The organism is Bacillus sp. CH_70 (assembly GCF_038007045.1).
Taxonomy (GTDB): Bacteria; Bacillota; Bacilli; order Bacillales; family Bacillaceae_G; genus Bacillus_A; species Bacillus_A cereus.
The window spans coordinates 1,334,140-1,344,894 of the sequence record NZ_JBBOWL010000001.1 but is presented as its reverse complement, the minus strand read 5'-3'; the positions used below and the strand labels follow the sequence as shown (position 1 = coordinate 1,344,894).

Genomic DNA, 10,755 nt, shown 5'->3' with positions numbered 1-10,755 from the left:
TCCCACTCACTTACTTTTTCGGTTCTGCTTTTTGGCCAAACTCTTTTTCCCATTTTTCTAAAATTTTGTCACGATTTTCTGCTGCCCATTTAAAGTCATTCTTTTTATATAATTTTTCAGTAACATCTTTCGGGAATCCCTCTGGAAGTTTATAATCATTTTTAATTGTCGCAAATCCATTTTTCTCAAAGTATAACTTCATTACATCATCAGTAATTGCCCAATCTAAAAATGCTTGTGCTAATTTATCATTTTTCGCATTATCTTTCTTAATAAGTGCGTTCGCTTCTACTTCCCACCCTAATCCTTCTTTCGGCAGTACAACTTCAACTGGTGCACCTTTTTGTTTCTCTTTTAAAGCACTATAAACCATTGATACACCGACTGGATATTCACCTGCTCCTGCTAATTTCGCTGGTTTTGATCCTGAATGCGTATAACTTGCCATATTATCATGAAGTTTCTTCATGTAATCCCAGCCTTTATCTTCACCCATGATTTGTAGCCATGCAGAAACTGTTAAAAATCCTGTTCCAGATGATGCTGGATGTGGCATAACAAGTGTTCCTTTATACTCTGGTTTCGTTAAATCTTCATATGATTCTGGCATCGGTAAATTTTTCTTCTTTAACTCTTCTTTATTTACAGCAATCCCCGTCATAAATGCAGTATTTCCTACCCATTTTTCAGGTTGCTTATCATCTTTAAATTGTGGAAGAACACGATCTGCTCCTTTTGGAGAGTATCCTTTTAACATATCTTTTTTATCTAAAGCTAATAGACTTGATGCTGCAGTTCCCCATACAACATCTGCTTGTGTATTTTTCCCTTCAGCTAGCAATTTCGCAGTAATAACTCCTGTTGAATCACGTACAATGTTCAATTTCACATCAGGATATTTCTTTTTAAAGGAATCAAGATAAATTGGTACAAGCTCTTCTTCAATTGCTGTGTAAACAGTTAATGATCCAGATAATTTGTCATCTTTCACTTTCGCTCCAGCACTTTCTTCCTTCTTTGCACCACACCCCATTAATAACGAAAATACCATTCCAGTCGCTACAGCTTTAAAGATTGTTTTTTTCACTGTTTCTCTCTCCTTTTACAAATCTTATGTACAACTCAAATATAAACAACTAGTGTAAAAGCAGTATTAAACCAACATTAATCTTTTGTTTGTTGTTTGTTTTTGTGTAATACGTTGCTACTTCTATGTTTTTTCGCATTTTTCTGCTAATAGAAAACACTAAATTTACAAATAATTAAAAAAACCTTTATAATCCCACAAAAAAATGAGGCGTTTGTAAAAAACGCCTCATTTTTGTTTCCCTTTTTTTGAATTACGATTAGCATACTTTGCGCTATTTTCTCCTTCATACTCTAATGCAAATTCTGCATCTGGTAAGCTTTCTTTCGGAGTTTTATTATTATTGATTGCCGCATTTTGTTTCACTTTTCTTTTTACCAATACATTCACCTGCTCTCAAGAAATCACTTTCTACTCTAGTTTGAAACAACTTAAAATAATTATTACTGGCAAGTGTTAACAAGTACATAAGGGGCGTTAGATGGAAATACTACATATGAAGAAATCATTATAAAAAGGAGCGATAATTTTGAAGAAAAAAGAAAAGATTCAATCACCAATTTTAGACGAAACGCTCCCGCATCAAATGAATTTTCCATCTTTTAAAGGAACAGGAAAAACGATGCAACAACCTTTTGTGAATCAATATAATGTTGTAATTGGAGACAGTAAATATAATTCCGAGAACAGTCCGCTTAACAATTGGAGTGATGAAGTAGATCCTGCCATTATGGCTGGCGATGAGTGGATCCATCCGACAAATGATATTGGGTGGATTTCAGAAGAAAATCAAGAGTTACTAAAAAACGAAGTGGATAATAAAAATGAAGCTTTTATGCATCCACAATTTGGCATTAACGACTAAAAAACCATTCTACCTAACGTAGGTAGAATGGTTTCATACTATCCAATAATAATCCGCTCTTTCGGGTATTTATAGCGAGGTGGTTGTTCCCTTCCACCACTAGCTAAAATAAATGTTAAAATACCAACGCGTCCGATAAACATAAGCACAATGAGTACAAGTTTCCCAACAGTTGTTAAATCAGGCGTAACACCTGTTGATAGTCCCGTCGTTCCGAAAGCAGAACAAACTTCAACAATTAAGCTCATAAGCGGTACATTTTCCGTAATAGATAAAATGAATAGCGCAGTAGCACATAACAAAATCCCCATCGTCATAACGACAGATGCTTTTAGTACATCCTCTTCATGTAGCTGACGTTTGAAGACTCTAACTGTTCTACCGCCCCTTGCAAAGGTGTATAGTGACAATATACTAACAGCAAATGTAGTTGTACGTATTCCGCCCCCAACCGAACTGGGAGATGCCCCTATAAACATTAATATACTCATAAATAAAAGCGTCGGTTGTGACAATTCACGTATATCCATCGTAGCAAGTCCACCACTTCGCGTCGTCACAGATTGGAATAATGTATAAAATACCGTTTCATGCCATGACTTTCCTACTAAAAAGTGATTTCTCTCCAGTAAAAAAATCATAATTGTACCAACAACAACGAGTGCAAAAAATGTTGTTGTCGTCAATTTTGTAAATAATGAAAAACGAAATAATTGTTGTCCTCTTTTACTAAGGAATTGTTTCACTTCCATTAGCACAGGGAAACCAATCGCTCCTAAAATAATTAGTAACATATGGATCATTTGAACAATATAATCTTTTTTATACGGAATTAACGATTGTCCTGTTAAATCAAATCCACCGTTCGTAGTCGCACTAACTGCTGCAAAGAAGCCGTGAAAATAAGCTTCTTGCCAAGTCGGAAAGTAAAGTAAAAATCTTGTACCTAATAGGATTGCTCCAATAAGTTCTATCGAAATAATTACAATTAAAATAGAACGCATCAATTCTACAAGACCCGATAAATTTCCTTGATTATGGTCTGCCATAATTAATCTTCTTCTTTGCAAACCAATCTTTTTCCCCGTAATGATCCAAACAAATGTACCAAGCGCCATAATTCCTAAGCCGCCTAATTGTAAAATAAGGGCTAAAACAATAATTCCTGCTGTAGTAAACGTATCTGAAATCGTAATAACAGACAGCCCCGTAACACTTACCGCACTAACCGATGTAAAAAGGGCATCTATAAATGTCCATTTCACACCAGGTTTCGTAACAAACGGTAAACTAAGCAAGATTACCGATACAACTACTGCTAATAAATAAAATAAAACAATGAGTTGTACTGGACGTAATTTTTGTAAAAACTTTTTTATATCTCTCATTCCATCACTTCGCTACCTTTTTTCTATCGATTAAATAAAGAAAAATCTTCCCTTTCTTTATTTGTAAATAACTGTTCAAATAATTTGGCAAAGACCATTCCATATACAGTTCCATTACCTCCATACGGCAATGCGTAAAATAAATTATGTATCTTTTCGTCTTCTTTTAAAATGGGGAGACCATCATGAGTACCACCAAATGCGGCTGCCCAATAGTAGTCTGCCTGTATATTTTTATACTGCGGGAACATCTCTTTTACAATATTAATAAGGATATCACGCTTATGCAATAATTTCGTATCACCGATTGTTTGAATTTGCATCGCTTCATCTAATCCGCCTACAATAATGCGGTTTCGATACGTTCGAAAATATAAGTAAGGCCGTTCCGTTTCCCAAATTAACGATCGCTCATGCCAGCCTTCAAACTGATCTATTTCATTTGTTACAATTGCATAAGAAGTTTCTACTGTTGTATTTTTTTCTTTCTTTCCAAAAAGCGCTTCATAACCTGTCGCCATAATAATATTCTTTGCTACAATTTGATTTCCTGTTTTCGTGTAACAAATTAAATCATTTTGGCGTTTTTTTATATGTATTGCCTCTGTATGTTCATATATATTAGCTCCTATTTGGTTTGCTTTATGCAAAAAACTATGCGCTAATAAATACGGATTCACCTCAGCATCACCTTGCGTATATAACGCTGCTTGTTTTGCAAAAGAATAACGTTTCTTAATATCAGCTTCTGTAAAATATTCAACTGGAAATCCATAATTCTGTAACGTATTATATTCCTCTTGTAAAAATGAGACATCCTCACTTTTACTTGCATAATATAAACTATTTCGCGGAATAAAATGGGGATCAATATCAAGAGTCGGTATAACCTCTTCCATTGTTCTTAGCGCTTCATAACAAAGCTTATATGCTCGTACCCCTTTTTCTTTACCAAATGTATGGATAAGGGAGGTTAACGATTTATCATGAAGGAATTGTAGTAAACCTGTATTAGCAGCTGTGCTACCACACCCAATTGCTCTTTTTTCAATAAGCGTAACACTCATGCCAATTTTCGCTAACGAATGCGCTATATGAGCACCAGCTTCGCCGCTTCCGACTACGAGCACATCACATATCATATCATTTTCTAACAGTGGATAACAAGGTACAGAAACTCCTGTATTCCAAAACAACTTACCGTTCATAAGTTTCATAATTATACTCCTAAAATATAAGTTTCTCCTTTCTATGTTTTGTTATTTTCCATAAAAAAATCCAACTAACATAGGCTAGTTGGATTTTTTATTTTTAATTAGAACGCTCTTCAAGCCAATTTCCAATCGTCGGATATGTTTGTTTTACAGCTGTTCCACCGTAAACGATAGACATATGCCCTGTCGGTAAACATACATATTGTTTATCTGTGCTAGAAATATGGTCTAGTAATGCTTCTACTTGACATGGCAAAGCGATATGATCACGTTTCCCGGAAATATTTAAGACATTCGCCTTAATATTTGCAAGGTCTACCTTTTGTCCGCGAATAACGAGTTCACCCTTAACCAGTTTATTATTTTGATAAAAATCACGAATCCACTGTCTGTATGATTCACCTGGGAACGGAATACCATCACCAACCCACTTTTGAACCAATCTCCAGCTTTCGACGAAGCGCTCATTCTCTGAACGATCTACTAAAGCAACATATGGACCGACAAAGTTCGTAATTGGTTTTAACATTTTGTTTCCGAAATCAATCATTTCTGGCGGAATATTTCCAAATGTATCAACCGCTTTATCTAAATTGAAGTATTTCTCATCTAACAAAGGACCATACAATCCTGTTTCAGAGAAATCAAAAGGACTTGTCATGAAAATTAAATTACGAATTGGCATGTGCGGATGAAGTGCTGCATAAATAGAAGTTAGCGTTCCACCCATGCAATAACCAAGTAAAGAAATCTCGTCCGATTTTGCAGTTCGCATCACTTTTTTTACTGCTTTTGCAATATAATCAAACACGAAATCATCAAATTTCAAATGACTATCTTCTAAACCAAATGTGCCCCAATCAAGCATATACACATCAAAACCACGATCCACTAGATATTCCACTAAACTATTTCCAGGAGTTAAATCCATAATATATGGTTTATTAATAAGAGCATATATTAACAGAATTGGAACTCTTTGTGTTTTTTCTTGTTTTGGAATGTAGCGATAAAGCTTCGTCTTATTCTTCGTCCAAATAACCTCTTTCGGCGTTAATCCTACTTGCGGCTCTGGTTCACGTAATAAAATTTCACTCGCCCTTTTCACTCGGCGGTATGCTTTTCGGTACTCTTCTGGGTATAGCTCTAATTGCTTTTCCCATTCTGTTGCGAATGTAGTCATTTTTTTATCTCCTTTTTGGTCGATTTCCTTCTTAAAAAAAGAAGTGCATTCCTGCTATGGATATGCACTTTTTTCTTACTTCATTACATATATAATCCGCCGTTAATGTTTAATTGCTGACCTGTGATATACGCACCGTCACGGCATAGGTATACTACACCTTTTGCAATTTCATCAGCTTGACCAAAACGTTTTTTTGGGATTTTTGCAACGATTTTTTGACGTACTTCTTCTGGCACTTCTGCTACCATTTCAGTATCAATAAATCCTGGGCAAATTGCATTTACAGTGACATTTGTTTTTGCAAGTTCTAACGCTAATGATTTTGTAAATCCTAACATACCCGCTTTTGCTGCTGAGTAGTTTGTTTGGCCAAATCCACCTGCTTGACCAATAATAGAAGAAATGCTAATAATTCTTCCTTCTTCCGCTTCCGTTATGTATGGAAGAACCGCGCTTGTCGTATTAAATACGCTACTTAAATTCACGTCAATTACGCGCTCCCAATCTTCACGATTTAACTTTTTGAATGTACGATCTCTTGTAATACCAGCATTATTAACAAGAATATCAACTTTACCAAAATGATTCACAGCTTCTTCTACAAGTCGGTTTGCATCTTCTACTTTTGAAACATCCGCTTGCACTGCATAAACGTCATGTCCGTCTTTTCCTAGTTCATTTACTAAGTTTTCAGCTGCTTCTTTACTGCTATTATAGTTAATAACAACTTTAGCGCCCTCTTGTGCTAAAGCTACTGTAATTGCTTTTCCAATCCCTTTTGCTCCACCTGTTACGATTGCTACTTTGCCATTTAATTGAACCATTTCTTTTCCCCCTTAAATGAATTTGTGAACGATTGTTATGAATCATTTTGGTACTCATACTGTAGAGTCCCTATATAATTATGTTTCGCCGTTTACATGTGAAAAGAGATTCTCCCTCTCTCTTTTTCCTGTTATAAACAAGCGCTTTTATCATTTTTTATTTTCCGGCTTATTCGCAGGCTTTATCTCTTCTTTTACAGGTACTTGTAGTTTAGCTAGTACTGCATTTTGCTTTTCTAGCAATTCTAAAATTTGATCTACTTTTGTTTCAAGCGTACGAATATCTTGTTTCACTTTTGTCACATCACGCTTTAATGTAGGAGCTTGTCCTAAAGAATCTACTTTCTCCTCTAGAAACTCCTCAATGTTATCTACTTTATTTTCTAAGTTAATAACAAGCGTAGCCACTCTTGCGATATCCTCTTTCGTCGGCACATTTACTTGTTCTAAATAGTTTTTTGTCGTATCATTTAATGCTTTTTGATAAAACAAATTCAAATCTAGAACGCTGCCCATCCAAGCAGAATATTCTTCTGTTTTAATTGTTTCATTGAGCGCTTTTCCCCAAAATGTTTCGGTTTGTTCATAAGCATTTTTCCATGCTTGTAGTGGATCGAATTTTTGATCAATCACTTTACCTACACTCCCTTTTTCTTTTTTGAAACAATTCAACCTATTCACTATTTTCTAATATTCTGAATAAAACTTCAAGTCTATATTTTATTTTTTTCTATTTTCTAACAAATGTGTTGACTTTAAAAACAGATAGGTGTAAATTGCACTTATAAGCAAAAAATTCCATCTAACTGATTCATGAGGTGATGCACAATCATGCTACAAAATGAACCAGAACAACGCGAAAGTTTGGAGAACAACCAAGCGAAACAACCAAACTCCATGCCAAAAAACTTCTTAGTTCCCTTCTTACTTCTCTGTCTAAAAGACTGGAGTCTTCATGGTTACAAACTTATTCAAATGCTAATGGATATCGGCTTTTCTTCTGTTGACCAAGGTAATGTTTATAGAACACTACGCAAATTAGAAAAAGAAAACCTTATTTCTTCTACTTGGGATACAAGCGATGGAGGGCCGGCAAAAAGAATTTATTCTTTAACTGAATATGGAGAGCAATATTTAACAACATGTGCGACTTCTTTTGAACATTATCAAAATATGTTGCGGACGTTTTTCACGTTATACACCAATGCATTCTTTCCATTTTCTACTTCTCCAGAAAAGGATGAAAAGGATTCTTCATCTTCACCTGGTGGTACAGCAGAGTAATCTGCGTTCACAATATGCAAAAAAACATTTGGGGGTCAAACAATGGAAACTAAACCATACGAATTAGTCGATGCATTTTGGAAAAACTGGTCTCAATCACTTTCCCTTTTTTCTTCAGCTGGGAAACAATTAGAGCAACTTACTTTAGAAACATTAAAACAACAACAAGACGCTTTGCATAAATTAACATCAGGAGTAGATGAACTAGAAAAAGAACTACAACAAATCACTGCTCAGTTCAATAACCAATATACAGATTACGTGAAACAATTAACTGGTAACTCCTTAAATGATCAAATTAACGAGTGGCAAGACAAGTGGAAAGAACTTTCTGCTCATATGCAGCAGCTTACTGTTTCTCCTACAAAAACATCTTTGTCAATTCTGACACAAACAAGCGGTCAATTTGAAGAAACAACAAAACAATTTATTGAGCAACAACAATTACAACGTGAAGAGGCTCAAAAACAGTTAGAGGGTTTTTTGGAAGAGTTCAAGTCAAAACAGTTGGAACTCGCAAAAAAGTTCGAGGAAAACTCAAAAAATCTATTTACTTCCATCAAGTAAGAAAAATGTGGGAGCTAACTGCAGCACAAACAAAACTCTTTCTTCCTCCTACTACATCAAGATGGCTAACATTTTTCGATATGGAAAAGAAGGAGGACAAAATGAATCCATTTCAAGAAGCACAAACTGTTCCGGAGCTTCGTTATGATGAGATTCAAGTCGGTGATCAAGCATCCCTTACAAAAACAATTACAGATGAAGATGTTATCAATTTTGCAAAATTGACTGGAGATGTGAATCCTATTCACATTTTAGATTCTTTTGCAAAAACGACAATGTTTAAAGAACGTATTGCTCACGGTATGCTCGTTTCGAGTTTTATTTCTACTATCCTTGGAACGAAACTCCCAGGCAAAAATACGATTTATTTATCCCAAAATGTTTCATTCCGTGCCCCTGTCAAAATCGGTGATACACTTCGTGTTGTGGCAGAGGTTATTAAGAAGCGTGACGATAAAAAAATCATTACGTTGCAAACAAACATATATAATCAATCAGATGATATTGTCGTGGAAGGAACAGCGACAATACTAAAAAAAGAGTAGCAAAGTTGCTACTCTTTTTTTCTATCCAAGAACTTCTAATCGCACCGATTACTTCCGCGTATGAGTATGTCATTTCCACATAAAATAACGTTACCAGTTTAGATAAGAACTTAGCTGAACTGGACTACTCATAAGGATGTGTATCAACATGGTAAAAACAAACAAATTATTAGTTCCAGGTGCAGAACAAGCGCTTGAACAATTTAAATATGAAATTGCACAAGAATTTGGTGTAAGCTTAGGTTCTAATACAGCATCTCGTTCTAACGGTTCAGTTGGCGGTGAAGTAACAAAACGTCTTGTTGCTTTAGCTCAACAACAATTACGTGGATAATTATATAACATATGGCTTAGAGGCAGATATTATCTGCCTCTTTCTATTTTCAACATACATAATAGTGCTTTTTCACATACTAATCAAAGCAAAACGAAAGGAGCAATATGTGACATGAAACGGATTAATATTAGCATGAGCCCTCCCCGCGTTCTTACTTTATCTTTTATTGTATTATCAGTTGTCGGCACATGCTTATTAAAACTGCCAATTGCTACGACAACGTCCATTTCATGGCTCGATGCCTTATTTACAACCGTTTCCGCTTGTACTGTTACTGGGCTTGGTGTTGTGGATACTGGAAAAGTGTTTACTTTATTTGGACAATGTGTCATTTTAACGCTTATACAAGTTGGCGGGCTTGGCATTATGAGCTTTGCGGTCTTAATTGCTATTATGCTCGGAAGAAAAATCGGTCTTCAAAACCGTATTTTATTACAACAAGCATTAAATCAAACGAATATCGGCGGCGTTATCCGTCTTGCCAAAGCATTATTTTTATTCTCTTTTACAGTCGAATGTATCGCTACTTTAATTCTTTCTTTTGAATGGGTACCCAAATATGGGGTTGCCAAAGGGATCTATTATAGTTTTTTCCATTCAATCTCAGCCTTTAACAATGCTGGTTTTTCTGTGTGGAGCGATAATTTAATGTCCCATTCTCATAGCATTCTTGTCAATTTCGTCATTTCCTCTCTCATCATTTTAGGTGGAATTGGTTTTACAGTAATTGTAGACATAAAAAGAAAGAAAAACTTTAAAAACCTTACACTACATTCAAAACTTATGCTCACTTCTACTCTAATCGTCAACATTATTGCTACCCTTTTTATTTTTATATTCGAGTTCCATAACTCCCTTTCTATGAGAGGTTTTACCCCATTTGAAGAAGGAATGGCCTCTTATTTTCAAGCAATTTCAACACGAACTGCCGGGTTTAATACTGTTGATATTTCTACATTGTCAAAACCTTCCCTCCTATTAATGATGCTCCTTATGTTTATTGGTGCTGGTAGTGCTTCAACGGGTGGTGGGATTAAGTTAACAACATTTTTAATCATATTTTTTGGCGTATTTAAATTTTTACAAGAACAAGAGGATATTGTCGTATTTAAAAAATCCATTAAAGATACTCTCATTGTCAAATCATTAACCATTACTATTATTTCCATTTCATTTATCTTTTTTGCTATTTTAATTTTGAGTATTACTGAGCGAGTTCCTCTATTGATGAGTGCTTTCGAAGTATTTTCAGCATTCGGGACTGTTGGCCTCAGTATGAACTTAACACCCCACTTAACTATAATCGGAAAAGCTATTATTATCTTTATGATGTTTTTTGGGAAAATGGGGCCTTTAACATTGGCTTTTTCATTTGCTCGTAAAAAGAACCGGAAAATAAAATATCCTAATGAAGATATTTTAACAGGTTGACAACCGTATCAATTATCCATATAATGA

Annotated in this window: 13 protein-coding genes; 6 read left to right on the top strand and 7 right to left on the bottom strand. The window is 35.1% G+C overall.

Going from position 1 to position 10,755, the window contains the following annotated elements:
* Positions 1-10 precede the first annotated feature (10 nt).
* Both N2V79_RS06880 and N2V79_RS06875 read right to left on the bottom strand, forming a co-directional pair.
* Entirely contained in the window at positions 11-1,087 is a 1,077-nt protein-coding gene (locus N2V79_RS06880; RefSeq protein ID WP_000750893.1) for a putative 2-aminoethylphosphonate ABC transporter substrate-binding protein, read from the bottom strand.
* Between the two features lie 228 nt (positions 1,088-1,315).
* Entirely contained in the window at positions 1,316-1,468 is a 153-nt protein-coding gene (locus N2V79_RS06875; protein ID WP_000240799.1) for a hypothetical protein, read from the bottom strand.
* A gap of 148 nt (positions 1,469-1,616) precedes the next feature.
* On the opposite strand from N2V79_RS06875, the gene N2V79_RS06870 reads away from it, so the two are divergent.
* Positions 1,617-1,952, top strand: coding sequence for a DUF3905 domain-containing protein (locus N2V79_RS06870; protein WP_000726028.1), 336 nt, complete (start codon positions 1,617-1,619; stop codon positions 1,950-1,952).
* Positions 1,953-1,990: 38 nt separating this feature from the next.
* Here the strand turns inward: N2V79_RS06870 and N2V79_RS06865 are convergent, their stop codons facing one another.
* From N2V79_RS06865 to phaR, 5 genes are all read right to left on the bottom strand, one after another.
* Positions 1,991-3,340, bottom strand: a complete 1,350-nt coding sequence (locus N2V79_RS06865; protein ID WP_001204706.1) for a TrkH family potassium uptake protein — start codon at positions 3,338-3,340, stop codon at positions 1,991-1,993.
* Between the two features lie 23 nt (positions 3,341-3,363).
* Positions 3,364-4,557, bottom strand: a complete 1,194-nt coding sequence (locus N2V79_RS06860; RefSeq protein ID WP_000772526.1) for an NAD(P)/FAD-dependent oxidoreductase — start codon at positions 4,555-4,557, stop codon at positions 3,364-3,366.
* A 94-nt stretch (positions 4,558-4,651) separates the two neighbouring features.
* Positions 4,652-5,737, bottom strand: coding sequence for a class III poly(R)-hydroxyalkanoic acid synthase subunit PhaC (gene phaC, locus N2V79_RS06855; RefSeq protein ID WP_000206336.1), 1,086 nt, complete (start codon positions 5,735-5,737; stop codon positions 4,652-4,654).
* Positions 5,738-5,820: 83 nt separating this feature from the next.
* Positions 5,821-6,564, bottom strand: coding sequence for an acetoacetyl-CoA reductase (locus N2V79_RS06850; protein ID WP_000250407.1), 744 nt, complete (start codon positions 6,562-6,564; stop codon positions 5,821-5,823).
* A gap of 150 nt (positions 6,565-6,714) precedes the next feature.
* On the bottom strand, positions 6,715-7,197 hold the full coding sequence (gene phaR, locus N2V79_RS06845; protein WP_000566941.1) for a polyhydroxyalkanoic acid synthase subunit PhaR: 483 nt from the start codon (positions 7,195-7,197) through the stop codon (positions 6,715-6,717).
* A 198-nt stretch (positions 7,198-7,395) separates the two neighbouring features.
* Here phaR and phaQ point away from each other — a divergent pair, with 198 nt between their 5' ends.
* The 5 genes from phaQ (at position 7,396) to N2V79_RS06820 (ending at position 10,728) form a co-directional block, all read left to right on the top strand.
* Positions 7,396-7,848, top strand: a complete 453-nt coding sequence (gene phaQ, locus N2V79_RS06840; protein ID WP_000939954.1) for a poly-beta-hydroxybutyrate-responsive repressor — start codon at positions 7,396-7,398, stop codon at positions 7,846-7,848.
* Positions 7,849-7,890: 42 nt separating this feature from the next.
* Complete coding sequence (gene phaP, locus N2V79_RS06835; RefSeq protein ID WP_000448592.1) at positions 7,891-8,415, top strand: polyhydroxyalkanoic acid inclusion protein PhaP; 525 nt, start codon at positions 7,891-7,893, stop codon at positions 8,413-8,415.
* 101 nt (positions 8,416-8,516) lie between these two features.
* Positions 8,517-8,960 carry a MaoC family dehydratase gene (locus N2V79_RS06830; RefSeq protein ID WP_001067916.1) on the top strand — a complete coding sequence of 148 codons (444 nt, stop codon included), beginning with the start codon at positions 8,517-8,519 and terminating at the stop codon, positions 8,958-8,960.
* Between the two features lie 148 nt (positions 8,961-9,108).
* Positions 9,109-9,294, top strand: a complete 186-nt coding sequence (locus tag N2V79_RS06825) for an alpha/beta-type small acid-soluble spore protein (protein ID WP_000241212.1) — start codon at positions 9,109-9,111, stop codon at positions 9,292-9,294.
* Between the two features lie 114 nt (positions 9,295-9,408).
* Positions 9,409-10,728, top strand: coding sequence for a TrkH family potassium uptake protein (locus tag N2V79_RS06820; RefSeq protein WP_000822356.1), 1,320 nt, complete (start codon positions 9,409-9,411; stop codon positions 10,726-10,728).
* Positions 10,729-10,755 lie beyond the last annotated feature (27 nt).

Excerpts from the sequence above, each read along its gene's own strand:
- N2V79_RS06865 (WP_001204706.1), bottom strand. The coding sequence starts at position 3,340 with ATGAGAGATATAAAAAAGTTTTTACAAAAATTACGTCCAGTACAACTC.
- N2V79_RS06860 (WP_000772526.1), bottom strand. The coding sequence starts at position 4,557 with ATGAAACTTATGAACGGTAAGTTGTTTTGGAATACAGGAGTTTCTGTA.
- phaC (WP_000206336.1), bottom strand. The coding sequence starts at position 5,737 with ATGACTACATTCGCAACAGAATGGGAAAAGCAATTAGAGCTATACCCA.
- N2V79_RS06850 (WP_000250407.1), bottom strand. The coding sequence starts at position 6,564 with ATGGTTCAATTAAATGGCAAAGTAGCAATCGTAACAGGTGGAGCAAAA.
- phaQ (WP_000939954.1), top strand. The coding sequence starts at position 7,396 with ATGCTACAAAATGAACCAGAACAACGCGAAAGTTTGGAGAACAACCAA.
- phaP (WP_000448592.1), top strand. The coding sequence starts at position 7,891 with ATGGAAACTAAACCATACGAATTAGTCGATGCATTTTGGAAAAACTGG.
- N2V79_RS06830 (WP_001067916.1), top strand. The coding sequence starts at position 8,517 with ATGAATCCATTTCAAGAAGCACAAACTGTTCCGGAGCTTCGTTATGAT.
- N2V79_RS06825 (WP_000241212.1), top strand. The coding sequence starts at position 9,109 with ATGGTAAAAACAAACAAATTATTAGTTCCAGGTGCAGAACAAGCGCTT.
- N2V79_RS06820 (WP_000822356.1), top strand. The coding sequence starts at position 9,409 with ATGAAACGGATTAATATTAGCATGAGCCCTCCCCGCGTTCTTACTTTA.